30 protein-coding genes are annotated in these 26,182 nt (G+C 68.5%); 10 read left to right on the top strand and 20 right to left on the bottom strand.

The genetic code is table 11. The features are described 5' to 3' along the window. Positions 1-67 precede the first annotated feature (67 nt). From ACGFJ2_RS08790 to ACGFJ2_RS08800, 3 genes are all read right to left on the bottom strand, one after another. A complete protein-coding gene (locus ACGFJ2_RS08790; RefSeq protein ID WP_357942280.1) occupies positions 68-1,441 on the bottom strand; it encodes an MFS transporter in 1,374 nt (457 codons plus the stop codon). A gap of 270 nt (positions 1,442-1,711) precedes the next feature. Beyond that, the gene (locus ACGFJ2_RS08795; protein WP_393466249.1) at positions 1,712-2,584 is read right to left on the bottom strand and encodes a F510_1955 family glycosylhydrolase; all 873 of its coding nucleotides are present in this window, start codon (positions 2,582-2,584) and stop codon (positions 1,712-1,714) included. Positions 2,585-2,626: 42 nt separating this feature from the next. Beyond that, positions 2,627-3,799, bottom strand: coding sequence for an NAD(P)/FAD-dependent oxidoreductase (locus ACGFJ2_RS08800; protein WP_393466252.1), 1,173 nt, complete (start codon positions 3,797-3,799; stop codon positions 2,627-2,629). 80 nt (positions 3,800-3,879) lie between these two features. On the opposite strand from ACGFJ2_RS08800, the gene ACGFJ2_RS08805 reads away from it, so the two are divergent. Further along, positions 3,880-4,080: a heavy metal-associated domain-containing protein gene (locus ACGFJ2_RS08805; RefSeq protein WP_357942286.1), complete on the top strand. Its 201-nt coding sequence runs from the start codon at positions 3,880-3,882 to the stop codon at positions 4,078-4,080. A gap of 68 nt (positions 4,081-4,148) precedes the next feature. On the opposite strand, the gene ACGFJ2_RS08810 is transcribed toward ACGFJ2_RS08805, so the two are convergent. Both ACGFJ2_RS08810 and ACGFJ2_RS08815 read right to left on the bottom strand, forming a co-directional pair. Beyond that, on the bottom strand, positions 4,149-5,261 hold the full coding sequence (locus tag ACGFJ2_RS08810; protein ID WP_393466255.1) for a hypothetical protein: 1,113 nt from the start codon (positions 5,259-5,261) through the stop codon (positions 4,149-4,151). 39 nt (positions 5,262-5,300) lie between these two features. Further along, positions 5,301-5,930, bottom strand: coding sequence for a TetR/AcrR family transcriptional regulator (locus ACGFJ2_RS08815; RefSeq protein ID WP_357942290.1), 630 nt, complete (start codon positions 5,928-5,930; stop codon positions 5,301-5,303). A 110-nt stretch (positions 5,931-6,040) separates the two neighbouring features. Between ACGFJ2_RS08815 and ACGFJ2_RS08820 the strand changes: the two genes are divergently transcribed. Then, positions 6,041-6,730: an AraC family transcriptional regulator gene (locus ACGFJ2_RS08820; protein ID WP_358177555.1), complete on the top strand. Its 690-nt coding sequence runs from the start codon at positions 6,041-6,043 to the stop codon at positions 6,728-6,730. Between the two features lie 54 nt (positions 6,731-6,784). After that, positions 6,785-8,197, top strand: a complete 1,413-nt coding sequence (locus tag ACGFJ2_RS08825; RefSeq protein ID WP_393466259.1) for a hypothetical protein — start codon at positions 6,785-6,787, stop codon at positions 8,195-8,197. A gap of 3 nt (positions 8,198-8,200) precedes the next feature. On the opposite strand, the gene ACGFJ2_RS08830 is transcribed toward ACGFJ2_RS08825, so the two are convergent. From ACGFJ2_RS08830 to ACGFJ2_RS08860, 7 genes are all read right to left on the bottom strand, one after another. Continuing rightward, a complete protein-coding gene (locus ACGFJ2_RS08830) occupies positions 8,201-9,301 on the bottom strand; it encodes a HoxN/HupN/NixA family nickel/cobalt transporter (protein WP_393466262.1) in 1,101 nt (366 codons plus the stop codon). Positions 9,302-9,406: 105 nt separating this feature from the next. Next, entirely contained in the window at positions 9,407-10,582 is a 1,176-nt protein-coding gene (locus tag ACGFJ2_RS08835) for an aminotransferase class V-fold PLP-dependent enzyme (RefSeq protein ID WP_393466264.1), read from the bottom strand. Next, positions 10,579-11,391: an amino acid ABC transporter ATP-binding protein gene (locus tag ACGFJ2_RS08840; RefSeq protein WP_393466267.1), complete on the bottom strand. Its 813-nt coding sequence runs from the start codon at positions 11,389-11,391 to the stop codon at positions 10,579-10,581. Before ACGFJ2_RS08840 ends, ACGFJ2_RS08835 begins: the two co-directional genes overlap by 4 nt. Then, complete coding sequence (locus ACGFJ2_RS08845; RefSeq protein ID WP_393466270.1) at positions 11,388-12,035, bottom strand: amino acid ABC transporter permease; 648 nt, start codon at positions 12,033-12,035, stop codon at positions 11,388-11,390. Before ACGFJ2_RS08845 ends, ACGFJ2_RS08840 begins: the two co-directional genes overlap by 4 nt. Before the next feature lie 15 nt (positions 12,036-12,050). Beyond that, positions 12,051-12,887, bottom strand: coding sequence for a transporter substrate-binding domain-containing protein (locus ACGFJ2_RS08850; protein WP_393466273.1), 837 nt, complete (start codon positions 12,885-12,887; stop codon positions 12,051-12,053). Positions 12,888-13,137: 250 nt separating this feature from the next. Beyond that, positions 13,138-13,767: a methyltransferase domain-containing protein gene (locus ACGFJ2_RS08855; protein ID WP_357942304.1), complete on the bottom strand. Its 630-nt coding sequence runs from the start codon at positions 13,765-13,767 to the stop codon at positions 13,138-13,140. 35 nt (positions 13,768-13,802) lie between these two features. Beyond that, a complete protein-coding gene (locus ACGFJ2_RS08860) occupies positions 13,803-14,666 on the bottom strand; it encodes a class I SAM-dependent methyltransferase (RefSeq protein ID WP_393466276.1) in 864 nt (287 codons plus the stop codon). A gap of 68 nt (positions 14,667-14,734) precedes the next feature. On the opposite strand from ACGFJ2_RS08860, the gene ACGFJ2_RS08865 reads away from it, so the two are divergent. From ACGFJ2_RS08865 to ACGFJ2_RS08875, 3 genes are all read left to right on the top strand, one after another. After that, complete coding sequence (locus ACGFJ2_RS08865; protein ID WP_357942308.1) at positions 14,735-15,121, top strand: BlaI/MecI/CopY family transcriptional regulator; 387 nt, start codon at positions 14,735-14,737, stop codon at positions 15,119-15,121. Then, positions 15,118-15,915: a M56 family metallopeptidase gene (locus ACGFJ2_RS08870; RefSeq protein ID WP_393466279.1), complete on the top strand. Its 798-nt coding sequence runs from the start codon at positions 15,118-15,120 to the stop codon at positions 15,913-15,915. The genes ACGFJ2_RS08865 and ACGFJ2_RS08870 overlap by 4 nt, the downstream gene beginning before the upstream one ends. Positions 15,916-16,046: 131 nt before the next feature. After that, positions 16,047-16,952, top strand: a complete 906-nt coding sequence (locus ACGFJ2_RS08875; RefSeq protein ID WP_358177570.1) for a CAP domain-containing protein — start codon at positions 16,047-16,049, stop codon at positions 16,950-16,952. A gap of 80 nt (positions 16,953-17,032) precedes the next feature. Here ACGFJ2_RS08875 and ACGFJ2_RS08880 read toward each other — a convergent pair whose 3' ends face one another. From ACGFJ2_RS08880 to ACGFJ2_RS08890, 3 genes are all read right to left on the bottom strand, one after another. Then, entirely contained in the window at positions 17,033-17,527 is a 495-nt protein-coding gene (locus tag ACGFJ2_RS08880) for a hypothetical protein (RefSeq protein ID WP_393466283.1), read from the bottom strand. A 93-nt stretch (positions 17,528-17,620) separates the two neighbouring features. Then, positions 17,621-18,898, bottom strand: a complete 1,278-nt coding sequence (locus ACGFJ2_RS08885; RefSeq protein ID WP_393466286.1) for a serine hydrolase domain-containing protein — start codon at positions 18,896-18,898, stop codon at positions 17,621-17,623. Between the two features lie 117 nt (positions 18,899-19,015). After that, the gene (locus tag ACGFJ2_RS08890; protein ID WP_357942318.1) at positions 19,016-19,384 is read right to left on the bottom strand and encodes a VOC family protein; all 369 of its coding nucleotides are present in this window, start codon (positions 19,382-19,384) and stop codon (positions 19,016-19,018) included. A gap of 89 nt (positions 19,385-19,473) precedes the next feature. Between ACGFJ2_RS08890 and ACGFJ2_RS08895 the strand changes: the two genes are divergently transcribed. Both ACGFJ2_RS08895 and ACGFJ2_RS08900 read left to right on the top strand, forming a co-directional pair. Beyond that, positions 19,474-20,358: a LysR family transcriptional regulator gene (locus ACGFJ2_RS08895; RefSeq protein WP_358177576.1), complete on the top strand. Its 885-nt coding sequence runs from the start codon at positions 19,474-19,476 to the stop codon at positions 20,356-20,358. Between the two features lie 351 nt (positions 20,359-20,709). After that, the gene (locus tag ACGFJ2_RS08900) at positions 20,710-21,180 is read left to right on the top strand and encodes a hypothetical protein (protein ID WP_393466289.1); all 471 of its coding nucleotides are present in this window, start codon (positions 20,710-20,712) and stop codon (positions 21,178-21,180) included. A gap of 31 nt (positions 21,181-21,211) precedes the next feature. Here ACGFJ2_RS08900 and ACGFJ2_RS08905 read toward each other — a convergent pair whose 3' ends face one another. Genes ACGFJ2_RS08905 through ACGFJ2_RS08920 form a run of 4 tightly spaced genes read right to left on the bottom strand, consistent with a single transcriptional unit; the run spans position 21,212 to position 23,815 of the window. Beyond that, positions 21,212-21,850 carry an alpha-ketoglutarate-dependent dioxygenase AlkB family protein gene (locus ACGFJ2_RS08905; protein ID WP_393466292.1) on the bottom strand — a complete coding sequence of 213 codons (639 nt, stop codon included), beginning with the start codon at positions 21,848-21,850 and terminating at the stop codon, positions 21,212-21,214. Beyond that, on the bottom strand, positions 21,847-22,647 hold the full coding sequence (locus ACGFJ2_RS08910; RefSeq protein WP_393466295.1) for a hypothetical protein: 801 nt from the start codon (positions 22,645-22,647) through the stop codon (positions 21,847-21,849). The genes ACGFJ2_RS08905 and ACGFJ2_RS08910 overlap by 4 nt, the downstream gene beginning before the upstream one ends. Then, positions 22,644-23,330 (bottom strand): 2OG-Fe(II) oxygenase, encoded by a 687-nt coding sequence (locus ACGFJ2_RS08915; RefSeq protein WP_358177807.1) that lies wholly within the window; start codon positions 23,328-23,330, stop codon positions 22,644-22,646. The genes ACGFJ2_RS08910 and ACGFJ2_RS08915 overlap by 4 nt, the downstream gene beginning before the upstream one ends. Positions 23,331-23,341: 11 nt before the next feature. Next, complete coding sequence (locus ACGFJ2_RS08920) at positions 23,342-23,815, bottom strand: methylated-DNA--[protein]-cysteine S-methyltransferase (RefSeq protein WP_393466299.1); 474 nt, start codon at positions 23,813-23,815, stop codon at positions 23,342-23,344. 107 nt (positions 23,816-23,922) lie between these two features. Here ACGFJ2_RS08920 and ACGFJ2_RS08925 point away from each other — a divergent pair, with 107 nt between their 5' ends. Continuing rightward, positions 23,923-24,324, top strand: a complete 402-nt coding sequence (locus ACGFJ2_RS08925; RefSeq protein WP_357942331.1) for a hypothetical protein — start codon at positions 23,923-23,925, stop codon at positions 24,322-24,324. 11 nt (positions 24,325-24,335) lie between these two features. Here ACGFJ2_RS08925 and ACGFJ2_RS08930 read toward each other — a convergent pair whose 3' ends face one another. Next, the gene (locus tag ACGFJ2_RS08930) at positions 24,336-24,899 is read right to left on the bottom strand and encodes a TetR/AcrR family transcriptional regulator (RefSeq protein WP_393466302.1); all 564 of its coding nucleotides are present in this window, start codon (positions 24,897-24,899) and stop codon (positions 24,336-24,338) included. A gap of 68 nt (positions 24,900-24,967) precedes the next feature. Here ACGFJ2_RS08930 and ACGFJ2_RS08935 point away from each other — a divergent pair, with 68 nt between their 5' ends. Beyond that, positions 24,968-26,137, top strand: a complete 1,170-nt coding sequence (locus ACGFJ2_RS08935) for an FAD-dependent monooxygenase (protein ID WP_393466305.1) — start codon at positions 24,968-24,970, stop codon at positions 26,135-26,137. The last annotated feature ends 45 nt before the right edge of the window (positions 26,138-26,182 follow it).

The raw sequence follows: 26,182 nt of genomic DNA on the forward strand, positions 1-26,182 counted from the left end.
CACCGGCTGGACGATCGTAGGCGAGGTGGAGAGCGGGCCGGCCGCTACGCGGTGTTGGTCGGCGAACTCAGACGGTGCGAACGCAGGCGCACTGGCATGCCGCGAGAGTACCCTCCGCAGCCTCTGCGACTTCCCGCGTGGCGCCTTCGGTCCTGGCGGAAGCAACCACCGCTGCGACGCGGCCTCCGGCCTCGGCCTTCCTGATGCGCGGCTGGACCGCCGCTGCCGTACGCTCTCCGACCTCGACCTTCTCGTCGCGCGGCCAGATCGCCAGTGCCGTTACAGCTCCGACTGCCGCCAGGCCCGCCAGCACGGTCCAGGTGATCGTGAAGCCCGCGTTCGTGGCGACCCATCCGGCGATGGGATAGGTGACCAGCCAGGCCAGGTGGGACAGCGAGAACTGGGCGGCGAAGACCTCGGGAATTCCGGTGGGATCGACCGCCCGGCGAAGTACCCGCCCGGTCGGCGTGACGATCAGCGCCATCCCGCCGCCGATCGCTACCCAGATCACCCCGGTCGGCAGTGGTGCGGCGACGCTCGCCGCGGACATCGTGACCGCCGCGCCGACCGCGACTATCAGTACGGCGGCACCGATCAGCATCACGAACCGGTCCGCCACCCGGTCCAGGACGCGCGGGAGGACGAGGGCCACCAGCAGCGTCCCCGTTCCGGACGCGGCGAGCACCCAGGCCACGTCGGACTGGGCTCCGCCGAGAACGTCGCGGACGTAGTTCACGGTGTTGACGACCACGATGGAGCCGACGGCGGCGACTACGAGGTTCAGTGCCATGACGCCGCGCAGACTCGGGGTGGCCGCGAAGGTGCGGATCCCCGCCACGGCCCGGTCCCAGGCGTTCGTGTGTGAACTGGGGCGCGCGTTGGGGATGCGCGTGGACAGGACCAGCAGCGCGGACACGGCGAACCCGACGGAGGTGCCGATGAACAGCAGGTTGAACGACATGAAGGTGAGCGCCACAGCCGCGAGCACGGGGCTCAACAGGCTCTCCATGGTGTAGGCCACCTGCGATGCGGACAGGGCGCGGGTGTAGTCGGCCTCCTTGGTCACGATGTCGGGGATGACCGCCTGAAACGTCGGGGTGAATGCCGCTGACGCGGTCTGGAGAACCCCGATCAGGACGTAGATGTGCCACACCTCGGTGACGAACGGCAGCGCGATCACCACCAGAGCGCGCACCGCGTCGAGGATCGTGAGAAACCAACGTCTGGGCAGCCGATCGACGTACGCGGCCGCGAGCGGTGCGACGATCACGTACGCGACCATCTTGATCGTCAGTGCGGTGGCGAGAACCGCACCGGCGCGCGGACCTGCGAGCTCGTACGCGAGCAGCCCCAGCGCGACGGTAGCCAGACCGGTACCGAACAACGCGATGACTTGAGCGCTGAACAGCCGCCGGTAGTCGCGAATCGCGAACAATCCCATGTCCGTCTCCTCCCGGGCAACCGCAGTCACCATCAAGCTATATACCCCCTGGGGGTATTAACATCGAGAGTTTTCTATACTAGGCGGGGGTATATGTCAAGCTACGAACTCGAGCTCGGCAACCGTCGGCGCCGGCAGGACCGCGCCGGCTCGGTGAGATCCCCGACCTGCCCGACTTCTCCCACACCGACGACCGGGAGGAGGAAGGGGTGCAAGACCGCTCGGGTCAGACAGCGCGCTCTGGCCCGTAGAGAGGGGCCGGGCGGTGGGTCAGTTCGCGGGGGCGAAGGCTGTGGTGAAGGTCTTGCCGCCATCCTTGGACTCCAGGATGGCGCCGTCTTCCAGGGCGGCCAGCAGTCGCCGGCGGTCCACGGCCGTGAACGCGGTGGCCTGGCCGGGTAGCTTGCCGACGGTGGTCCAGGTCTTGCCGTCGTCCTGGCTGGTGTGGATGCGGCCGTCGGCCCCCGCGCCCACCAGCAGGCCATTGGCCAGAACGTCCACATGACTGAGCAGTGGTGCCTTCGGCATCTCGACGAAGTTCACGCCGCCGTCCTCGCTCACCTTCAGTCCTTCCGGGGTGGTGGCGTACAGGCGGGTGGGCTTCTCGGCGCTCACGCCCAGGTCGAGGACCTTCTCTTCGGTGCCCTGGGTCCAGGTGGCGCCGCCGTCTCCGCTGCGCCAGACCTTCGAGGTCTGGCTGTCGAAGGCGTACAGGTTCTCGCCGGCGAGTTGGAGGGAGTGGAAGTCGGCGGAGCCGTCCTGCGAGATCGTCTTCCAGGTGAGCCCCGCGTCGGTGGAGCGGACCAGTCCGAGGTGCGGCGGACGATCCGGGGAGACGTCCTCGGCGGCGGGATGGCCGCTGGCCAGGAAGGTCTTGGGGCCGGTGATCGTGAAGCCCATGTGGTCCTGGTCCCGGTCGGCGACGCGGGCGACGGTGGTCGAGGAGGTGACCGTGAACAGCCCGTAATGCCCGGCGACGTAGAGGACGCCATCGGCCGGATCGACGCCGACGCCGTGGACGTGGCCGACCCCGAGGTCCGGCGACCCGCTCGTTCCGCCGTGCTCCGGGGCCGCCTGTCCGCACGCGACCAAGGCGAAGCTCAGTGCGGCTGCCGACAGCAGCCGCCGACCCACATGTTGCATGGCCAAATACTACTATTGACTATCGTAGATAGCGCCCTTGGGTCACCCGACAGCGTCCAGGTGGTCACCCGCGGCGGTGGCGCGCTTGAGGCGGATCAGGTCCTTGGGGGCATTGACGGCGACGGCGCCGACGAGCACGCCGCTCCTGGCGAAGGCGATCGCGAATCGGTTCTCGTCCGGCTCCCCGGTTACCAGGCGGCTCTCGCCGGCCAGGTGCGGCAGCCCGGCGGTCTGGATGCGGGCGCCGTGCATGTGGGTCGCGAAGGAGGGGAGGTCGGCGTACGGCTTGGCGTTCTCCGGCCCGGCCAGGAGGTTGAGGGCGGCGAGGGCGCCCTGGTCGTTGGCGTTCGCCCAGTGCTCGACGCGTACGAGTTCGCCGCCGAACAGGCCGTGCGGCCAGCGCGCGACGTCACCCGCCGCCACCACGTTGTCGGCGGCGTACAGGGTCTCGTCGCACACCACGCCGTCACTGAGCGTCAGGCCGCTGCCCTCCAGCCAGGCGGTGTTCGGGGTGACGCCCATCCCCGCGATGACCAGGTCGGCGGGCAGCGTCCGGCCGTTGCCCAACCGCACGCCCGTCACCCGGCCGTTGCTCTCGAAACCGGTCACGCGCGTGTCGCTGACCAGCTCGACGCCGTTGTCGCGGTGGTGGCGCGCGAGCCAGCGCGCCGCCGCGGCACCCAGGACATTCGTCATGGGGTACGGGGAGGCGTCGACGAGGGTGACGCCCAGGCCGAGGGCACGGGCGGTCGAGGCCACCTCGCCGCCGATGAAACCGCCGCCGATGACCACGACGCGCTCGTGCCCGGCCTGTAGCTCGGCGCGCAGGGCCAAGGCGTCGTCGATGGTGCGGAGGGTGCGGACGCCGTCGGGGTGGTCGGGCAGGCGGCGCGGGCGGGCGCCCGTGGCGATGACAAGCCCGTCGTAGCCGAGCTCGGTGCCGTCGTCCAAGGTAAGACGCCGGTCGGAGGTGTCCAGGCGGACCGCTTGGCGGCCCTTCAGCCACTGGTCGCCGAGCTCCTCGGCGCCGGGGAGGGTGATCTCGTCGTCGCCCCTCAGCATGCTCTTGGACAGGGGCGGGCGGTTGTAGGGCAGGTGGCGCTCGGCGCCGATCAGGGTGATGTCGCCCGCGAAGCCCTCCCGCCTGAGCGTCTGCACGGCACGCAGGCCGGCCAGGGAGGCACCGACGACGGCAACGGTGTTCAGCGTTCTCATGGTCGCGGACTATACCCATAGGGGGTATATGATGCAAAATACCCCTCGGGGGTTAGTTATCTGAACCAGGAGGAAATGTCATGAGCAGCACGTACAAGGTGAGCGGAATGACCTGCGGCGGATGCGCGGGCAAGGTGAAGTCGGAGATCTCCAAGGTGGACGGGGTCACCGACGTTGAGGTGGACCTGACCAGTGGCACGGTCACCGTGGCCGGAACCGCAGAAGAGGCCCTCGTTCGCGATGCCGTCGAAGAGGCGGGCTACGAACTGACCGCCGTTTGATCGGACCGTCCTCGGCTCGTTGGTGACCGGCCCGGGCGCGCCAAAGCGCCAGGGCCGGTCTCAACTGGTCACCGCCAGCGGACGAACGCCACCATGATGCCCATGGCGCTGTCATAGGCGGCCGGCTCGTTGTACTGGGTGTGCACCCGGATCCGGTCGCCGAGAGAGAAGGACAGGTCCGGTTCGCAGGGGCTGAAGTCCGATACCGATCCCATGTATGCCATCAGCGGTGCGTTGGGATGCCCGTCCGTGGTCACGGTGTTCGCGCTCGCCGGATGCCCGTCCGTACCGGCTCCCGGTCCTGCCGGCACGTCCATGGAGTCCGGCGCGTACCCCGCGACTGACGTGCAGAAGTAGCGGTTCTTGGTCGCGTTCTCCAGGGACACGCTGATGCTGTGGTCGTGGGCGTGGCCGCCGACCGCCACCAGGGTCCCGGCGCGCGCCGCGATCGTGGTCCAGTGTGAGTCGGAGTAGCCGGCCGGGATGGAGCGCTCGGAGTCGCCGCACTGGTCGATGTCCAGCCAGACCGGGTCGACCCGGGTGGCGTTCGGGACCCAGCTGAAGGTGTACTTGAACTCGACGGTGATCGGCCGCTCGGTCATGTTCATCAGGTCGTAGATGAGACCCCACTTGTCACCGGCCTTGACGTAGTAGCCGTTGTTGCCGGTGGTGTAGAGGGTGTTGAGCGTGCGTTCGTTGCCGGCCGCGAAGAAGCGTTCGTTGCCGCCTTGGAGCAGGCCGAGTCGGTTGATCGAGTCTCCCAGGCCGGGTGGGCAGGTGGCGTCCCAGCGGCTGAAGTTGACGTTGACGGCGTGGTGGAGCATGCCGCCGGTGTCCATGTTGACGCCGGTGTTCGTCCCGGCGAAGACGAGGTCGGGCATGATGCCGGTGATGTAGCAGTTCTCGCACGGCTTGGCGATCTTCATGCTGCGGCAACTGGTGATGATGCCGATGAGCGGGTTGCAGTTGCCGTCGAGCGCGATCTCGTTCTTGATCTCGCCCACCTTGCCGCCGGACATGGCGGGAATGGTGATGGGGCCCCAGCGGACGGTCGTGACGTTCTGACCGGCGGGCGGATTCCAGGCGGGGGGCTCGTACGACGCCGCGCCGGCCCTGACAGGCGCGGACATCACCACCAGGAGGAGCGCGCTGACCAGCACGACGAGGGTGCGATTTCGCATGTGCGTCTCCCTTGTTTCAGCCAGGAAGTATGAGCCTGCTCAGCGGTTGCCGTTCAGGCCGAAGGCGACGAAATCGGAGAGGAACTGCTTGATCTGCCGGCGGGAGTACCGGTCGGGGTGCTCCAGCCAGAAGGCGGCGATGTGCTGGTTCAGGGCGAGCATGGCCTGCGCGAGAAGGTCCGGGTCGTCGCGGCGGACCGCCCCTTCACCCATCGCCGTCTCCAGGATGGGCCGCAGGTCGCTCGCATGTTGCTCGAAGGCCCACGTGGACAGCGGGCCGATGGTGGTCTCGATGTTGCCGGCGTTGCGGAAGTGCAGGAAGCCCGGTCCGGTGTCGGTGACGAAGTCGAGGTAGGCGTCCAGGGCCCGGTCGAGGCGGTCCTGCGCGGTGCCTTCTGCGTCGTATGCCTCGCGCAGCCGTGCCTGCAGCCGTTCGGTGTGCTGGATGACGAGCTGGACGAACAGGTCGGCCTTGTTGTCGAAGTACAGGTAGAACGTGCCGACCGACAGCCCGGCACGCCGGACGAGGTCCTCGATGCGTAGGGCCGGCCAGCCATCTGAGGCGATGATCTCCCCTGCGGCAGCGAGCAACCGCCGCTGGACCTCGGGGTTCTCAGTGGCCAGCCGCCGTCGTCCGCGCCGCTCGCGGCGCACAGGTTTGATGTCCATAGCGTGAGAATGAGTCGGTGAATTGGTTTTAATTCACCGACTCATGGTGGTCAATCCCCTTTGGTGGGATTGCTGCGCCTGGACCGTTCCTACTATCTATCATCGTAGTCATGTCAGACATGGCGTCATGGACGGGAGCGGTGTGGCTGAGGCCGGGCGCTTTGGTGTACATCGGCAGGCTCGGCGACGCGCGCGCTCACGCGCATGCCGCCGTGCAACTGCTTGTCGTCAGCTCCGGCCGCGTCATCCTCACCGACGAGCGGGCAGCCGAGAGGAGCGTGTCGGCAGTGGCGATACCCGCCGGGGTCCCGCACGCCATGCGCGCCGAGGACGCGTTCGGAGCGTCCGTCTATCTCGATCCGGCTCTTCTGGAGGACGACGGGGAGAGCCTGGTGGCCGGCCTGCTGGCGCTTCAGGTTGATGAGAAGTTCGCCGATGCGGCGCTGGCGTTGCTGAGCGAGTCGCGCGCCGCCTGTCCGGATCGGGTGGTCCGGCAGGTGATGGAGCTGGTCGGGCGGGGCATCGCCGGTCCTTTGCGGCTGCGCGACCTGGCGGCGCGGGTGGGCCTGTCGCCGAGCAGGCTGGGGCATCTGTTCAGTGAGCAATGGGGGTTGCCGTTCACGGCGTACGTACGGTGGGCGCGGCTGCGCGCGGCGATGGACACCGTACGCGCAGGTGGCTCGCTGACGGATGCCGCGCATGCCGCCGGATTCACCGACAGCGCCCATCTGACCCGGGTGACGCATGCCATGTTCGGACTGGCACCCTCGGTGCTGGCTCGCGGGATGAGCTGGAAGTGAAGGTCAGCCGCTCCGTACAAGCGATCGAGGAGGCGGCAGGGCCAGGCTGACGGCATGACTGATGACATGCCGGACGACGGAGCGCCACAGCGCCTTTCTCCCGCTGCGGTCGTCCTCGTGGTGGCGGCCGGCTTTATCTCGCTGTTCGCCACGTATTGGGACGATGCCTGGCACACCGATATCGGCAGGGACGACGCGCTAATACCGCCGCACCTGCTGCTGTATGGAGCGGTGGCCGTCGTGGGGCTGACAGTGGCAGGCTGGGGTCTGCTCACGCTGTGGCGTACGCGATCGCTGATCGCCGTGCTGAGACAACCTCCGCTGCTCATCGCCGCTGTCGGCGGCGTGGCCACGCTGGCTTCCGCGCCCGTCGACGCACTCTGGCACGACGCCTTCGGCCGGGATTCGGTGCTGTGGAGCCCGAGCCACATGCTGACCGTGTTCAGCACACTGGCCCTGATCGGCGGGGTGCTCGCGGGCATGCGGCCGGACAGCCCTCGACCGCTGTGGTGGGCCGGCGGGGCATTGCTGCTGGGCAGCGCTGTCACGTCGGTGATGGAGTTCGAGACGGACGTGCCGCAGTTCTCCGAGGTGCTGTACTTCCCCGTGCTGCTGGTCTGCTCGATGTACGCGGCCGTGCTGCTGCGGTCGCTGGCACCGCGCCGGCATCTCGTGGCGGGAGCGGTCGGCGTCTACGTGCTCGCGCGGCTGGTGATCACCGCGCTGCTGCCGGCCCTCGGGCGTACCAGCCCCGACCTTCCGCTGGCCGTCGTCGGGCTGGCGGTGATCGACCTGCCGTGGCGGCGGCCCGTGACCGCTTACGCGGCAGGAGCGGCGGGGGCCGCCGTCACTTCCTACCTGTCCTCCGTGCTGGGCATCGGCAGTGTCAGTCCCGACGCCGTGCTCGTGCCCGCGTTGGTGGTGGCCGCCCTCGGCGCGGTCGTGATCTTGGGCGAGCGCCGGATGCGTGGCGCGGTCGCGGTCGTCGCACTGCTGCTGCCGCTCGGTCTGACCGTCCTGGATCCAGAGCCTGCTTCGGCGCACGATCCCGGACAGGGGCAGGTTGTCGCTACGGCCGTGCTGACCGGCACCTCGGACGGCTCTGGGGGGATGACGCTCACGGTCGAGGGGTGTGGGGGTATGACGCCGCTCAGAGTGGTCGCTCGCCGGGCCGGAGAGGAGATAGCCGGTCCGCTTGGTTCGACACCTGGTGGATGCCGTGGCCAGGTACGGGCCGACCAGGAGGGCCGGTGGTTCCTGTACGCGGAGATGCGTTATCGGGGCGGCGTGGTCGAGGCCTGGCTCCCGATTGACCGCAAGGTCGTGCGGCAGAGACGTGACATCTACCTTCCAGCAGGTCAGGCGGTAGTGACCGGCGGGCAGATCGCAGCGGGCGCCGGCTTGTATCTGGCCGGACTGGTCATGCTGTCACTGACCGTGTACCTGGCCAGACGAAGCCGCGCGTGATGTTCATCGGAGGTCGGTTTCGGCGGTCACCGGCTGGGCGTACCGCTGTTCGAGCTTGGCGAGCTTCCAGTACGCGACACTGCCCAGCCAGGTCAGGAGGAAGACGCCGACGATCCCGTACCCGATCGTGTTGAGGTCGATGGCGGCAAGAGCGGCCCACGGCTGACGGTCGGCCAGGCCGAGTTGGTCGGCGAGGATACCGAGCAGTTCGACGGTGCCGACGGCGAAGGCGACGAAGATGGACAGGCCGGTGGTGGAGAGGTTGTAGTAGATCTTGCGGAGCGGGTTGCTGAAGGCCCAGTTGTAGGCGTGGGCCATGAACGCGCCGTCGAGGGTGTCCCACAGCGACATGCCCGCGGCGAAGATCAACGGCAGCGAGATGATGGCCAGCGGAGGGAGCTGACCGCCTGCGGCCGCTCCGGCGGAGACGCCGATCAGGCCGACCTGGGTGGCGGTGTCGAAGCCGAGCCCGAACAGCAGGCCGACCGGGTAGATGTGCCAGCCGGCGCTGATCAGCCGGGTGTAGCGGCCTTTGAGCAGGCGGTTCAGCAGGCCGCGTTCGGCCAGCAGGCGTTCGAGCCGCTCCGGTTCGTAGGCACCTTGGCGTACCTGTCGCCACATCTTCCAGATGCCGGCGAAGATGACCAGGTTCAGCCCGGCCACCAGGTAGAGGAAGGTGCCTGAGACGGTCGTGCCGATGATGCCACCGATGTCGGCGAACGAGCTCTGGAACCGCACGGCCGCCTGCGTGGCGAACGCGACCGCCACCGACAGTGCCAGCACGACGGTGGAGTGGCCGAGCGAGAAGAACAGCCCCACGCCCTGCGAGGGCCGGCCCTTCTGCAGCAGGAGCCGGGTGGTGTCGTCGATGGCGGCGATGTGGTCGGCGTCGAAGGCGTGGCGCATGCCGAGCAGGTAGACGATCCCGGCGGCGGAGGCGAAGACGAGCTGGCCGCGGCCGTCGGTCAGGTTGTGGTAGGCGGGCTGGGCGTTGTAGTAGGCGAACAGCCCGAACCCCGCGACGTGGAGAGCGGCGACCACGCCGAGCAGGGGGATCAGGCGTAGGACGTCGGTCCGGGTGAATCGTCGGCTGCTGGTCTGCATGGGAGCCCTTCATCGCTTTTGCATAAATCTAGCAACTGCTGAATATTCGCTACTAGATGGCATAGCAGATGAAGGGATCTTCATGCGTGCCCGGGCGGTCTCACGTCATGCACTGAGCCGGGTCAGTTCCTCGCATAAGAGGTCCAGTTCCTCCTCGGAGTTGTAGTAGTGGACCGACGCTCGGACGAGTTCGGAGATGTCGCGGTCGGTCATGTCGAGGAGCGTTGACGGAGCTCGCGACACGCTGACATTGATTTGGCGCTCCGCCATGAAGGCCTTGATCGTGTCGGCCGTGACACCGTCAAGAGTGAAGGTCACGATGCCGCAGCGTTCGGCGCCGACGTCCCGCACGGTACAGCCGGGAACGGCCGCCAGCCGTTCGCGCAGGGTCTCGCCGAGCAGGTAGACGCTGTCGCGGATGTCGTCCAGGCCCCAGGCGAGGGCTTCCTCGACGGCGGTCGCCAGGCCGACCCGGCCCGCCACGCCGTACTCCCAGTTCTCGAATCTGCGGGCGCCCGGCTGGATCTCGAACCGGCCGGGCGCCGTCCACTTGGCGGACCGCAGATCGAGGAAGGGGGGATCGAGCTGGTCGAGTACGGCCCGCCGGACGTACAGCAGGCCAGTCCCACGGGGCGCACGCAGGTACTTGCGCCCCGTCGTGGACAGCATGTCGCAGCGGATCTGCTCGACGTCGACGGGGATATGGCCCACCGACTGGCACGCGTCGAGCAGGTACAGCACGCCCGCCTCGGCCGCGATCTTGCCGATCTCCGCGGCCGGGTTGACCAGGCCGCCGTTGGTGGGGATGTGGGTGACGGAGATGAGGCGTACGCGCTCGTCCATCATCGCCCGCAGCGCGTCGACGGAGAGCTGGCCGAGTCCGTCGTTGGGCACCACCTCGACGCTCACGCCATGGCGGCGAGCGACCTGCAGGTAGGCGATGAAGTTGCTGGCGTACTCGGCCTTGCTGGTGAGGATCCGGTCGCCGGGGCGAAACCGGATGGCGTAGAAGGCCAGGTCCCAGGCGCGGGTCGCGCTGTCGACGATCGCGATCTCGTCGCGGGAGCAGTTCAGCAGCCGGGCGGCCGAGTCGTAGGCCGCCTCGACGCGGTCGGCGGCGCGGTCGGCCGCCTCGTACCCGCCGATCTCCGCCTCCAGGCGCAGATGCCCGACAGTCGCTTCCAGTACGGCTGTGGAGGGCAGCGAGGCTCCGGCGTTGTTGAGATGGACGGTGTTCGCGGTGCCCGGGGTCAGCTCCCGGGCCCGTGCGAGGTCGATCATGTTCGCTCCACGTTCTCGAGTGAGGGGCGGCCGTTGTGCGAAGGGCCGATGAGGCGCAGGAACGCCTGCACGCGGGGATGCGCGGGCGCGGTGAAGAAGCGCTGCGGGGGAGCCTCTTCGATGACGTTCCCGCCGTCCATGAACACCACCCGGTCGGCCACATCGCGGGCGAAGGCGGTCTCGTGCGTCACGATGACCATGGTCATCCCGTTTCCGGCCAGGTCACGGATGACCTGCAGGACCTCGGCGTGCAATTCGGGGTCCAGCGCGGAGGTGGGCTCGTCGAACAGGATGACCTGCGGCTCCATCGCCAGTGCCCGGGCGATGGCGACGCGCTGCTTCTGACCGCCGGACAGCGTGGCGGGGTAGCAGTCGCACTTGTCGCCGAGGCCCACCAGCGCGAGCAGCCGCCGGGCGAGCTCGGTCGCCTCGGCGCGGGGCACGTTCCGTACGGAGATCGGGCCTTCCATGACGTTCTGCAGCGCCGTCAGGTGCGGGAAGAGATTGAACTGCTGGAACACCATCGCCGAATGCCGACGGATCTCGCGGATCCGGGTGGCCCTGGCGCGACGCCCGCCCTGGCGCGTGCCGCAGTCGACGTGGTTGCCGCACAGGCGGACGGTGCCGGAGTCGGGCTCTTCCAGCAGGTTGAGGCAGCGGATCAGGGTGGTCTTGCCGGAGCCGGACGGGCCCATGACCACCACGACCTCGCCCGGCCGCACGTCGAGGTCGATGCCCTTGAGCACCTCGTTGTCACCGAAGCGCTTGGTCAGCCCGCGCACGCTCACGATGGGTTCTGAGTTGCTCATGCGTAGGCCTTTCTCATCCGGCGTTCGAGAGCCTGCTGGCCGACCTGCAGGAGGGTGTTGATCATCCAGTACATGAGTCCGACGATCAGCAGCGCGTCCATGTAGCGGAAGGTGGAGGTGCCGATGCCCTCGGCCACCCTGGTCAGCTCCACCACGGTGACCGCGGAGGCCAGGGAGGTGTCCTTCATCAGGGCGATGAACCGGCTGCCCACGGGCGGCAGGGCGATCCTGATGGCCTGGGGGAAGATGACGCGGCGCAGCGTCTTCCCGTACGGCATGGCCATCGAGGCCGCCGCCTCCCACTGTCCCTTGTCGACGCCGAGGATGCCCGCGCGGAAGTTCTCACTGAGGTAGGCGGCGGTGAACAGGGTGAAGGCGATGATCGCCGACGGGATGGGCGGAATCTCCAGGCCGATCTGCGGCAGCCCGAAGTAGATGATCATGATCTGGATCAGCAGCGGCGTGCCGCGGAAGACCGAGACGTACGCGGTCGCCACGGCGGAGAGGACGCGGTTGCCGGAGATTTTCGCCAGCACGATCGCGGCCCCGAGGACGCTGCCCAGGATGAAGGAGACCACACCGAGGAGAAGGGTGATCACCAGGCCGGTGAGGAGATCGGGAAAGGAGTCGACCAGCAGATCCATGAGTACCTTCCCTGCTCAGCTCGCCGGAACCTTGGCGAGTTCCTGCGTCATGTCGAGACCGCCCAGCCACTTGCGGGAGATGGCGGTCAGGGTGCCGTCAGCGATCATGTCGTTGAGCGCCTTGTCGACGGCCTGCTTGAAGCTCGCCGAGCCCTTCGCGAAGGAGATCCCGTTGACCTCCGATTCGAGCAGCGGCCCTGCGGCCTTGACCTTCAGGTTGTTCTTCGCCGCCAGGAACGCCCCTTGGAACCGTGACGCCAGCACGGCGTCGGCCCGCCCCCGCGCCACCTCGGTCAGCCCGAGTGTGGCGTTGTCGTAGGTCTTGATGTCGGCGTCGGCGATGCTCTTTTTGGCGAAGGCCGCCTGCGTGGTCCCGGCCGTCACCGCGATCTTCTTGCCCTGAAGATCGGTCAGCCCAGTGATGTCGGAATTGGCGTCGGCCACGAAGATCGAGATCCCGTTGACCTCGTACGGGCGGGAGAAGTCCACCTGCTTGGCACGTTCCGGGGTGATGGTCTGACCGGCGACGACAGCGTCGAACCGGCCGGCCTGAACGCCCGCGATGAAACTCTGGTAGTTGGAGGCGACGAACTCGACCTTGGCGATGCCGAGCCGCTTGGCGAGCTCGTTGGCCACGTCGACGTCGTAGCCCGCGGGCTTGCCGCCGTCCAGGAAGTTCCACGGCGGATTGGCCTGCGTCTGGGCCACCCGGAGGGTGCCGGACTCCTTGACCCGCTGCAGGAGGTCGGCGGCGTCCGCGGAGCTGTGGCCGCACGCCGACAGGGTGATCGTTAGGGCGGTGGACAGGCCTGCCGCCAGCAGGGGTTGAATACGTATCTTCTTCGCCACCATGGGCTCCTTGTCATGCAGCAGTCGCCCGGCTCTAAACCCCCGTGAACCGTGGACATCCCCAGGTTGGGGCTTACATGTCCATGGCGTATACGGTGGGCCATTATGTCCGAAGCGTCAAGTACCCCCCTGGGGTAATTTTGCATCCCTCCTGATCGGAGGGGGTAATTGACAGCTTCTGGTGGTGGTTGTCCTGCGAAGGCACCAAATTTACGGACATCCCGGTGTCCGCCGTCTCATAGCCGTACGTTGGTCACCCGGGAGGTTTCCGGGCGGCCAACCGTTCGACGATGCCGAGCTTGAACCGGTCGTGACGTTCAACGGTCAGGCCGTGATCAGGTAGCCGCTCGATGGGGCGGCGCAGGAAGTGCTCGCCTCCCAGGGGCACGGTCACCAGTTCGATCAGGCGTTGAGCCGCCCGGACCGGCCACGCTGACGCGGCCACATGGTCACCGAGCAGCAGAACGCCGCCAGGCCGGAGTACGCGCACCATCTCGGCGATCGCTCGCCGATCATCAGGGATCGCACAAAGGGAAAAGGTGCCGACAACCGTGTCGAAGCTCTCGTCCGGAAAGTCGAGCGCCTGAGCATCCCCCTCACGCAGGTCCACCTCCCGGCCCAGGGAGGCGGCCTGGCGCCGGGCGATGTCCAGCATGGCCGGGCTCCAATCGATGCCGGTCAGCCGTACGTCCTCCGGGTAGAGGGGGAGGTTCAGGCCCGTCCCGATGGCGACCTCAAGGGTGTCGCCGCCGGCCTGCCCGCAGATCCACGAACGGGTGTCTCCGAACACCTTCCGGTCGAGGAAGGTCATCTGCTTGTCGTAGGAGCCGGACTGCTTGTCCCAGTAGCGGCGCAACCGTTCGTCGCGCGGCCTCGATTCCATCCGTCTCACCTCTCGCTGATCTCAGTACCGGGAGCTCATCTGGGACGTCGAGCGGTGACCAGCCAGGCCGCGCTCCTGAGGAAGACTCCGGCCGCCGTCTCGTGCGAGGCGAGGCGCTCATGGAGGGCGTCGAGCATCTTGACTCTCGTCTCTTCGTCGGCCTTGTCGAGCAGGCCGCTGACCAGGCCCATCTGGGAGACGAAGTCCAGCACGTCGTTCACGTCGTCCCCGAGTCTCATGGGCTCGTCCACAGGGTCCACGCTGATCTGGGTGTAGCCGACTGTGCGCAGGAGATCGGTGATCCGACTGGATGCCGCCAGGGAGAAGGGCCCCGGGCCGTCGTTGTCGAGGGAACCGGACAGGGGGACGTACGAGGCCAGGACCGCGCCCAGTTCGGTGATCCATTCGTTGTCGAGCGGTTTCCGCCAGCACAGGAACGCCAGACGCCCATCGGGGCGAGTCGCCCGTGCGATGTTGGTGAAGGCCGCCACAGGATCGTTGAAGAACATCACCCCGAAACGGCTGATCGCCACATCGACGCTCGCCGCGGCGAAGGGGTGAACCTGTGCGTCGGCCTGTTCGAAGCGCGTGTTGCCGAGGTTCTCGCCCTTGGCTCGGCGCCGGGCCTCCTCCAGCAGGGGAGCGGACAGGTCGATGCCGAGTGCCTGGCCGTCCTGCGCGCCCCGAGCGGCCGTGCAGGTGGTCTGGCCGCTTCCGCACCCGATGTCGAGCACGTGGTCCTCGGGGGCGATGGCGGCCGCCTCGAACAGGTGGGGACTGATCCTTTTCATCATCTCGTCGTAGCGATCCCGGTGGGCGACCCAGTGCCGGCCGTCGCCCTCGTTCCACGCCTTGGCCTGCTCGGGGTTGGCGACAGACGCATGTTCGGTGTGCGACATAGAAGCTCCTCGAATCGGACGATCTACTATCTAAAGATAGTACTCACAGTGGATAGTAGTATGACGTCGTGCAGGATGAACTGGATCGGGCGGTCGCCGTTCTCGGCCCGCTGGAGGGGCGGCTCATGCGGGCCGTGTGGACGGGAGCGGTCACTGAGCCGTTCGTGGTCCGGGACGTGCAGGGGTTGGTGCCGGAGCTGGCCTACACCACCGTGATGACCACGTTGCGACGGCTGGCCGACAAGGGAATGCTGGCGGCTCACGCCGAGCCGGGTCGCCGCGCCCATGAATACCGGGCCGCGGTCACGCCCGCTCAGTTCCTCTCCCAGTCGAGCCGTCAGGCCGCCGCGGGCTTCGTGGACAAGTACGGCGACGCCGCACTGGCCGCCTTCGCCGCACACCTCGACGGCCTGTCGCCCGAGCAGCGGCGCCGCCTGCGGGAGCTGACCGAGTGATCGTCTACCTGTGGCGGCACAACCGCATCGGCCTGGCAGTGCTGGCCGGACTGATAGGCGTCCGCCTGGTATGGCACCCCAGCGTTTCCGCCGGGATGACGATGGCCCAGTGCTGGCTCGTCTCCATCGCCGTCGTGGCCGGGGCGAGCCTGCTGGCTGTCGCCGCCCGCGCCACCTGGCTCGGCGTCGCCGCCGCCCGCAGTCTGGCCGCACTCCCGCGGGCGGCCGAGCCGGCCGGTCTTGAGGGCGCGATACGGCGAAGCGGCGTTCCAGGTGTCGTCTGTCTGGCCGGTGCGAATCCGGCGGCCTTCTGCGCCGGAGTGCTGCGGCCACGCCTCTACCTCACCGCCGAGGCCGCCGAGGCGATCCCCGCCGAAGAGCTCGACGCGATCCTCGTCCACGAGGCCGCACACGCGCGGCGCCGTGACCCGCTGCGCCGTCTCATGCTCCGCGCCGCCGCTGACGTCCTGTTCTTCCTGCCCTTGGCGGGATGGTGGTTCGGGCGGCAGAGCGAACGGGCCGAGCTGTCAGCCGACCGGGCCGCGATCGACCGGCTGGGCGCCAAGGCGGTGGCACGGGCGCTGACCCGGATGGACGGCGCCGGCCCCGCACCGGCGACAGCCGCGGCTTTCGACGGCGCAGCCGAGGCCAGGATCGCTCAACTGCTGGGCGACGACCTGCCGATCCGCAAACCGTCCAGGGCCGGAGTGATCTTCTCTCTGATCGGTCTGGTCGTGGTCGTCAGCCTGGTCATGTGCATCGGGCAGGCAGCGTGGGGCGCCTTGACGGCGTGACGGCACCGGTGCGGGCGCTGGCCAATCGCTTGACATTAATCACAAGGGGAAATGTCCAGTTTTGCGTGACAAGTCCGGTAATGGGGCGACAGAATGCGGGACCACCAGCCGCTCCGCCACTGGAGGAACCCATGCTGAGACCCCTGGGGGTACTCGCCGCCGTCGCCAGCCTCGCCGCCTGCACCCCGTCCGCCGACCTGCCGCCGGGCGGAGCGGCCGGAGCGGTGCCCGAGGCGACCGCGCCTGCGGACGGCGCGGCACCGGCGTCGACGCCGGCACAGCCGGCTCCCCGGCCGACCCCTGGATCGGACGAGTGCCACGTGAACGCGGTCAGGCCGGACGTCTCCGCGCTCAGGATCCGGACCTCGGCCACCCGCCAAGGCTGTGTGCACCCGGCGCTGTTGCGCATCCGAGTCATGCGCGCCGTCCCCGGCGCCGATCCGGTGGTCAAGAGCGGCGCCACCAGGAAGGGCCGCATCGCCCTGCAACTGCCCTGCGCGCCGGGCACGTACTACGCGGTCGCCACGGACTACCGGGGCGGCACCGCCAGGTCCAAGGCCGTACGGCTGACGTGCGTCACCCCCAGCCGCGCAACGCGGGAGACGAAGGCGCCGACGGTTCCTGAGAGGAAGGCGTCCATCACGTCCGTCGGCACGGCACTGGAGAACGACGTCGTCCGGCTGGCCAACGCCGAGCGGGCCAAGGGCGGCTGCCACCCCCTCAAGCATGACGCGCGGCTGCGCAAGGCCGCGTTCGGGCACTCAGCCGACATGGCGAAGAACGACTACTTCGACCACGACTCTCAGGACGGCCGCGACATGGTCGACCGCATGCGCGCGACCGGCTTCACCGGCTCGGCCTGGGCCGAGAACATCGCCATGGGTCAGCGATCGGCAGCCGAGGTGGTCAAAACCTGGATGAACAGCGCCGGCCACCGGCAGAACATCATGAACTGCTCGTACACCCTCATCGGGGTGGGCGCGGCCAAGGACGCGCAGGGACAGCTCTACTGGACGCAGGACTTCGCCGCCCGCTGACGCACGGGCGTTTCCAGGGTCAGACGGCGGGGGTCGAACCGCGTACGACAAGCCTTTGCGTCAGCCAGTATGGCTGGGCTTCAGTTGAGGATCTCGGTGCTTGCCCCGAAAACCATGCTGCCTCCCGACCCGCTGATGGTCCCTCCGGCAAGGTTGGTGGGGCCGCCGGTGGGCTGGACGATCGTAGGCGAGGTGGAGAGCGGGCTGGCCACCAGGCTGCCGTTCTGGAGCAGCCGCGCGGAAACGAGCTGATGGCGGACGACGCCTGCCGCGTCGATCTGGGCCTTGAGCTCGATCTTTCCGGTGAACGCGCCGGACGTTACTTGGAGCACATTGACCGCAGTGGGTCGGCCGGAGTCCAGCACATTGACCGGCGGCGGGCTGAGAGGGGCGCACGTGGTCCCGATGACGGGAGCGCTGACGCAGATGTTCGCCAACGTTTTAATGGTGTGCGAGGGTGCGGCATTGGCGGCGGTGGCAGATCCGGCGAGAATCGTACCGGCGGCGGCAGCGCCTGCGGCCAGGATTAACATCCGGCGCTTAATCGACATGACGTTTTCCTTTTCGATGGTCATGACTGCTCTGATGGACCAACGATAGGAACCGTGCCGATAACGCTCCTGGCCGAAGTGCACACTCATTCCATGACCTGAATCACATTCGGGGCTTTACCCGATTGTCTGGTAGGCGGTGGTCCAGAAGTCGCGGTGGAGGCGGGGGGTATGGACGGAGTCCATCGCGCTCTGCGTCAGCAGGATGCCGACGAGGTCCTCGGCAGGGTCGGCGTACGCGGTGGTGCCGAGGCCTCCGTCCCAGCCGAACTGGCCCGGCGAGGCCAGGTCGCGGCGGTGGGTGCGGACCGCCATGCCGAAGCCGAAGCCGCCGTGCCGGCCGAAGTGGTCGCCGAAGGCGTCCTTCTCAGCCTTCTGTTCCGGCGTCAGGTGGTCCATCGTCATGAGCGCGACCGAGGCCGGGGAAAGGATCCGCTCGCCGTTCAAGGTCCCCTTGTTGAGCAGCATCCGGTAAAGCGCGTGGTAATCCTCGACGGTCGACACCAGCCCGTCGCCGCCGGCCTGGAAAACCGGCGGGCGGCTGTACTTCCCGCCTGCGGCCTCGTCCCAGACCACCGGTTCGCCGGTCTCGGGGTCGTGCGCGTAGCTGGTGGGCAGCCGGTGGATCTGGTCGGCGGGCACATGGAAGCCGGTGTCCTTCATACCGAGCGGCCCGAACAGCCGCTCGCGCGCGAACTCCTCCAATGACTGCCCGGTCACCCTGCCGACGAGCACGCCGAGCACGTCGGACCCGACGTGGTACTGCCACAGCTCGCCCGGCTGACGCATCAGCGGCAGTGTCCCGAGCCGCCGGATCCACTCCTCCGGCCCGAAGTCCGGCGAGGTGGTGTCCAGGCCGAGCTCGCGGATCGCGGTCTGGATCGGGTACGTGTCCGGCGGCGCCAGCACGACCCCGAAGCCGAAGGTGAAGGTCAGCAGATCGCGTACGGTGATCGGCCGGGCCACGGGCACCGTCTCGTCCAGCGGGGCGTCGATCCGGGCCAGCACCTGGCGGTTCGCGAGCTCGGGCAGCCATTCGTCGACCGGGTCGTCCAGGCGCAGCCGGCATTCCTCGACGAGGATCATCACCGCCGTGGCCGTGACCGGCTTGGTCAGCGACGCCATCCGGAAGAGCGTGTCCCGCCGCATCGGCTCGGCGCCGCCCACGTGCATCGTGCCCATCGCCTCGATGTGCGTGTCGTCTCCGAGGCTGACCAGCGCGACCAGGCCGGGAACCGCGCCGGACGCGACGTGGCCGCTCAGCACCTCACGCATCCGTTGCAGCCCCGCCTTGGACAGCTGGGCGCGCTGGTGCTCTTCCCAGCGTCCCTGGGTCTCCCAAGCGCCTGTGCTTTGCCAGTTGCCTTTCATGTCCCAGCTGGCGATCTTTGACATGTCTCAACGTCCTTTCGGGTATGTGTTCTTGCTCTGCGCACACGGCACTCAGTCCGGTGTGGATTGCTCTACTGGTCTTGCCGGGCTCTGCCGCATGCCTGGCCACGGCCATGGCGCTCAGGCGCCGGCCGGCGCCGCCCATTCGACGAGCCGGACCACGATGCCGTTGGGGTCGGTCAACTCGAACAGCCGCTCCGCCCAGGGCTCCTTGCGCAGCGGCACGCTGACGGCGGCCCCCTCACGCACGAGCCGGTCGTGCTCGGCGGCGACGTCGGTGACGGTGAAGGTCACCACGACCCCGGTCGCGGGCCGCTCTCCGGCTTCTCGCAGTTGCAGCACGATGTCGGCGGTGGTGTCCGGCCGGACAAGACAGGCATATGCCCCATTCGCCACCGACTCGTGAAAGCCCAGGTGGGTGGTGAAGAAAGCACTGGACGCTGCCACGTCGTCAACGTTCAGCGTCACCGCGGAAGCGATGATGTTCACGCGACCAGCGTGCCGCCAGGCCATCCGCGACGACAACGCCGGATTCGGTACCGTGCCTTAACCTCTCACTAAACAACGAACGGGGCCGTGTGGAACTTCGCGATATCGAGATCTTCCTGACCCTCTGCGAAGAGCTGCACTTCGGCCGTACGGCGGAACGGTTGCACGTGACGCCGGCCCGCGTGAGCCAGGCGATCAAGAAGCAGGAACGCCGCGTCGGCGCCGCCCTGTTCGAACGCGACAACCGCCGCGTGGCGCTCACCCCCATCGGACAGCAGCTCTTCGACGACATCAAGCCGATGTACCGCGGGCTGCTAGACGGCATCGAACGCGCCGCCCTGACCGCCCGCGGCAAGTCGAACGTGCTGTGCCTGGGCATGGTCAACGAAAACCCCCAGGACCTGCGCCCGCTGTTCGACGCCTTCAAGAGCCGCAACCCCGAATGCGACCTCCAACTCCGCTACGCCGGCTTCGCCGATCCCTTCAGACTGCTGCGCTCCGGAGACATCGACCTGCTGATCGCCTGGTTACCCGTCCGGGAGAGCGACCTCACCGTAGGCCCCGTCGTCTGCACCGAACCGGTCGTGCTCGTGGTCGGCCCCGGCCACCGGCTGGCCGAGCGGGAATCGGTGTCGTACGAAGACCTCGGCGACGAGATCGTCTTCGGCGGAGCCCGGCCGGACTACTGGCGCGACTGGCTTGTCCCCACCCACACGCCCAGTGGGCGTCCGATTCGGGTCGGCCCCACCGTCACCACCTCTGCCGAGATGATCCCCCTCCTCTCGAACGGCGAGGCCGTCTCACCGTGTTTCGCACACTCCATTCGCTACTACGCCCGGCCCGACCACATCTACGTGCCCATCCGCGACGCCCCCCTGGCCCGCTGGGCACTCATCTGGCGCACCGCCACCGAGACCACCCTGATCAGGGACTTCGCCGAGACCGCCCGTGACCTCGGCCCCATCGCCCTTTGAACCCGTACGCGCCCGTGCCGCCCCGGTACGCACGCGCTTAGGTCGGCCTGGCTGACCAGCAGGTTCAGCCCTTCCGAAAGCCCAGCTCAGGCTCGGTTCAGCGGCTCATCGCGCGCTTCTCGGCGACATCTCCACTACGCCGCCGGGCTGTCCGGCACCCCGGCCAGGCGATAGCCGGGTTGGGGTCGCTGGCCGCAGGGCTCCTCGGTCTCGATCGGCTCGCCGTCGCCGTTGAACTCATTGACAGTGGTCGGCAGGCGCCCCGGCTCAGCCGTGTCCTTGCGGCATCCGCGCAACCACCGGTGCGGGTTGTTGAATGGTGATCACCCGACGAGCGTTCTGGAGGATGGCATGGTGCTGATCGAGGCCGCCCCAGAGGCGTTACCGAAACAGCGAAGCAGATGGCCGTTCTTCGTGTGCCTGGCGCTCCTCGCCTCCGTCGTCGCCTACGCCCTGGTGTTCAAGGTCCCCGAATGGCGCAACGACGAGAAGCTGACCCGGCTGGAGGAGCGGGTGAGCATGCTCCCGCTCCCACCAGACACGGAGCAAGGCGATCCCAGCGTGCAGGGCACAGTGGGTATTCAGTCCGGCAACAGCAATCATTGCGACTATCTGGTCCGCATGTCTCTGCTCACCAAGCTGCCGGACGCCGAGATCGCGCGCTACTACGAGTCCGCTGTGGTCGAGGGTGTCGAGGGTCGCGAGCTCTCCGGCACCGTGTACGTCAACCCGAGCGGATCATGGCGGGACGGGTATAAGGGCGTCATCGTGGAGTTCTTCGACGGATATCACGATGTCGGGTTCGACATGCGCTGCCACTGACAGGACGCTGACGGGTTATGGCGACACTACGTCACAGACCGGTCACCCGCATGGTGATGTTGAGGCGGCCCGAGGTCAGGCCGGTGGCGGGGTCTCCGGTGCCCGGGTAGACCTTGGGGACGCCGTGGTAGGCGAAGCGGGAAGGGCTGCCGAAGACGAACAGGTCGCCGCTGCCGAGTCGCACGTCTGTGTACGGCCTGCCGCGCGTCTCCGTGTTGCCGAAGCGGAACAGGCAGTCGTCGCCGATGCTCAACGACACCACCGGGGCGGCGGATCGTTCGTCCTTGTCCTGGTGCATGCCCATTCTGGCCTGGTCGTCGTAGAAGTTGATCAACGCCGTGTCGGGTGTGTAGTCGTCGCCGGGCTCGCCGTACGCCGCTGTGAAGGCGCGGCGGCCCAGAGCGACCATCCAGTCGGGGAAGTCGGCGACCGGGAGGCCGTTCACGTCGCCCGCCACGCGCGTGTACTTGTACGGCTGCCAGTGCCAGCCGACGCACACCGTCTGCACTGACATGACGCCGCCTCGGGGCAGTACGGTGTGCCGGATCGGCACCGGGCCCGCCGCCCACTCGCGGCACGCCCGTACCAGATGACGCTGCTCGTCGAGCGTCAGCCAGCTCGGCGCGTGCACGGCGCCTGGAGCGATCTCTCGTGTCGGGAGTGGGATCATGCCGGGTCCCGGTGGATCAGGTTGCGGCTGATTCGCCAGGTGGTGCCGTCGATGTCCGCTCCGCGCATGCCCTCCAGTGTTCCAGGCGGGGCCAGGGCGACGGCTTGCGCGGTGGAGGCGAAGCCGAACGTACGGCCGGGGTCCCAGTCGGTGCTCTGCCGGAGGCGTTCGCTCATCCGGGCCCAGCCCAGTGGCGCCCCCGCCACCACCCACGCGTCCGGCGGGCCCGCCACGAACCGCCTGGCCTGCCGGAGCCACGACGCCGCCTCCTCCGGCCAGTCGACAACGCCCAGCACAATCCCTTCCCATGCCCTGTCTGCCAGCACGGTCCCTACCCGCGCGATGTCCGTTTGTGCGCCGCCTTCCCACGCGCTGTCCGCCTGCGGGCCGCTTTCCCACGCGGCGGCGAACGCCTTCGCGGAGAGGGCGGCGTCGCGGCCGTGACTGATCACGACGGCCGTCACGCGCGGCCGGGCCGCGGCCAGCAGGCCGAGCAGTCCGCCCAGCTCAGCCGCCGTATGCCCAGCCATCGCCCGTTCGGCCGCCGCCTGTTCCGTCTTCCATACCTGGTACGCCTGCGGCAAACACACCGCGCACGGCCGGTATCCAGCCGCGATGGCCGTCACCTCGTCCGCGAAGAACACCCGTTCCCGCACATACCCCCCACGCGAGATCGCCCGCAGGGCCGACGGGCAGTCCAGCCGCCCGTACAGCCGTGCCCGCCGATGCCCGCCCAGTGTCCCGGGCAGCACGCTGACGTACGGCCAGCCGTCGGCCCCGATCAGCGTGTACGTCACGAGGCGTCGTGGAAGACGAGGCCCAGCGTGTGCCGCAACCCCGAGCGGACCGTGCTGACCCCGTGCCGCACCGGCGACGCCGACCACCCGCGCGAGGACCGCACGGGCCGGTCCCGGGTGGTGAAGATCAGCCCGTGTCCCTGCGGCAGCAGGGTCACCGTCCCGCGCGACTGCGCCCGAGGGCGCTGCTCCACCAGCAGGAACTCGCCCCCGGTGTAGTCGTCGCCCGGCTTGTCGAGCCCGATGACCACCTGCAGCGGGAACACCAGGTCCCCGTACAGGTCGCGGTGCAGGGCGTTCCAGTCGCCCTCCTGGTAACGCAGCAGGATGGGCGTCGGCTTGGTCTGCCCGGCTTCGTGGCACATGTCCAGCCATTCGGCGAAGTCGTCCGGCCAGGGCGCGGGCTGTCCCAGGCGGGCGGCCCAATCGCGGGCGATGGGCAGCAGGTGCGGGTAGAACGCCGCCCGCAGCTCCGCCACCAGCGGCGGGAAGGGCTCGCGGAAGTAGCGGTACTGCCCGCGGCCGAACCGGTAGCGCTCCATGTCGATCGTGGAACGGAACCGGCCGACCTCGCCGTACAGGTTCGCGATCTCCTTGCAGTCGGCCGGAGAGAGGACCGGCGGCGTCAGCGCGCAGCCGTACGCGTTGACCTCCTCGGTCAGGGCCGTCCAGTCGGCCTTCATGATGTCCTCCATCAGATGAGCTGCGGCTGCAGCGCGCCTTCGAGCGTGAGCAGCGCGTGCTTGCGTTCGACGCCGGCCGCGTAGCCGGTCAGGGAGCCGTTCGCGCCGACGACGCGGTGGCAGGCGCGGATGACGAGCAGCGGGTTCGCGCCGATGGCCGCGCCGACCGCGCGGATCCGGTCGCGTGCCACGCCGATGCTCGCGGCGAGCTCGCCGTACGTCGTGGTGGTCCCGTACGGGACGGCGTCCACGGCGGCCCAGACCCGCTCCTGGAAGGCGGTGCCGCCCGAGACGCGGTCCAGGTCGAAGGCCGTCCGCTCGCCCGCGAAGTACTCGCGGAGCTGACGCTCGGCCTCGGCGAACGCGCCAGAGTCCCGCCGCCACTCGGGACGCACGGCACCACCGAACGCCACACGGGTCAGTACGGGGTCGCCTACGAGCAGGATCTCGCCCAGTGGGCTGTCGATCGTTGTGTAGATGCTCATACTCTCTACAACACCGCCACCAGCCAGAAAGTCAGCGGTTTTCGGACCTTTGGGCATACCGATGCCCGCACGTTCGCAGGCATGGACGGGGACGGTATGTTACGCGCGTGCTCTCCACACCGCGTCCGGACGACCGCGTCGCATCCGCCTTCCGATTCGCCACCGAGCTGGTCGCCTGGGTCGCGACTCCGTGGGCCCTGGCCGCCCATTCGGTGCCGCTGGCCGTGCTGTCGGTGGTGGTGCTGATCGGGTTGCCGACGCTGTTCTCCACTCCGGGTGACAAGCGGAATGTGATCGTCGCGGTGCCTGGGGCGGTGACGATCGCGCTGGTCGTTCTGCAGGTCGTGGCCGCCGTGGTGGCGGCGTGGGCCGCCTGGCACGTGTTCGCCGCCGTGCTGGTGTCCGTGCTGGCCGTGGTAACCGTGGTGCTGGAGTTGCCGCGCTGGCGGTGGCTCGTCTCAAACGCTCGCGTTCACGGCGCTGTTGATGATGGCGGTCGTGAACGGTGAGGGCGAGGCCGTCAAGGGCGGAGTCCGTCCAGCAGGACGGTGAGGTAGGCGTCGGTGAGTTCCTGGGACGGCGGCTGAATACGAGCGACCGCTAGGGCGGTCTGGCCGATCAGAGTCGTGATGATGGCGGGGTCGATGTCGGTGCGGACCGCGCCGTCGCGGCGTGCCCCGTCGATCATCTCCTCGACGGCGCGGACGAGGTCGGCGCGCAGGGCCGTGGTGGCGGGTAGGTCCAGGCCACCTAGCTGGTCGTTGATGGCGTAGTGCGCGGCCTGGAAGGCGATCAGCTCGCGGAGGAAGATCCGCAGGGCCTGCGTGGGCGTGGTCTCGGCGAGGAGGTCGCGGGCATGCTGCACCACCGGTTCAAGGAGCCGGGACACAGCGGCGTCCAGGAGTGCGTCCTTGCCGCCGAAGGCGCGCACGACAGTCGCCGCCCCCAGGCCCGCCTTCTTGGCGATGGCCTCGACAGTAAGGGATACGCCCGGCTCGGTCAGTAGCGCGGTGGCCGCGTCCAGGGCGAGCCGGCGATTGCGAACGGCGTCGGCCCGGCGCGGGGGTTCAGTGGATGTTGACAACTGGAATGCTCATTTCACATAATCAACTGGAACGTCCATTTCAGTTATCGTAGCGCGAAGGAGTCCCCATGAACGAGCGGATCCTGATCTCCGGTGCGAGCATCGCCGGCCTGACCCTGGCCCACTGGCTGGCCCGGCACGGCTTCAAGCCCACCGTGGTCGAGCGCGCCTCGGCGCTACGCCCCGGCGGCAACGGGGTGGACGTGCGCGACAACGCCGTCGAGGTGATCGAGCGGATGGGACTCCTGCCACGGGTCCGCGAGCTCGCCACCGACGTACGCGGCATGAAGTTCGTCGACGCCGCCGACCGGGCCGTCGCCCGGATCGACACCCGGGATCCGGCCTCCGTCGAGATCATGCGCGGCGACCTGGTCGCCCTGCTGCACGAGGTGACCGACGCCGAGTACTTGTTCGGCGACTCCATCCTCGGCCTGCGGCAGGACGACGACGGGGTGACGGTCACCTTCGAGCACGCGCCTGCCCGCCGCTTCGACCTGGTCGTCGGCGCCGACGGCATGCACTCCAACGTCCGCCGTCTCGCCTTCGGCACCGAAGAGCAGTTCGTCCAGTTCAAGGACCACTACTTCGCCTTCGCCAATGCCGACGCCTCGCTCGGTGAGGACCGCTGGGTGACGATGTTCAACACGCCGGGCAAGATGACCGGAATCTACCGATCCGGCAACCACGCTCAGGCCAAGGCGTACTTCATCTTCCGCTCCGCGCCGCTGGAGTTCGACCACCGGGACGTCGCCGAGCACAAGCGACTGATCGGCGAGGCGTTCGGGGACGACCCGTCCTGGCGGGCCGCGGAACTGCTCGACACGGCCCTGGCCGACCCCGACTTCTACTTCGACGCCCTGGGCCAGGTGCGGATGGACTCCTGGTCCAGTGGCCGCATCACGCTCGTCGGCGACGCCGCCTGGTGCGCGTCCCCCGCCTCGGGCGCGGGCGCGGAACTGGCTCTGGTCGGTGCCTACCGCCTCGCCGGAGAACTCGCCGCCGCAGGCGGCGACCACCGCATCGCCTTCACCCGCTACGACCTCGCCCACCGTCCGCTGGTCGTCAAGAAGCAGCAGATCGGTCCTAACGTCCGCCTCATGGTGCCCAAGACCGAAGGCGGCCGGTGCGTCCGCGACGTCGTCGCCCGCCTGCCGTTGATGAAGGCGATCGGCGCGGTGGAGCGCCGGGTGCAGGCCAGGAACGCCCGGCCTCTGCCGGAGTACGCCCCAGCCCGCTAGGTGGTGTGGCTGCGGTCGGGCCGGCCTGGCGGCCCAGGGCGCGCC

The organism is Nonomuraea sp. NPDC049028, assembly GCF_043197735.1.
Lineage (GTDB): Bacteria > Actinomycetota > Actinomycetes > Streptosporangiales > Streptosporangiaceae > Nonomuraea.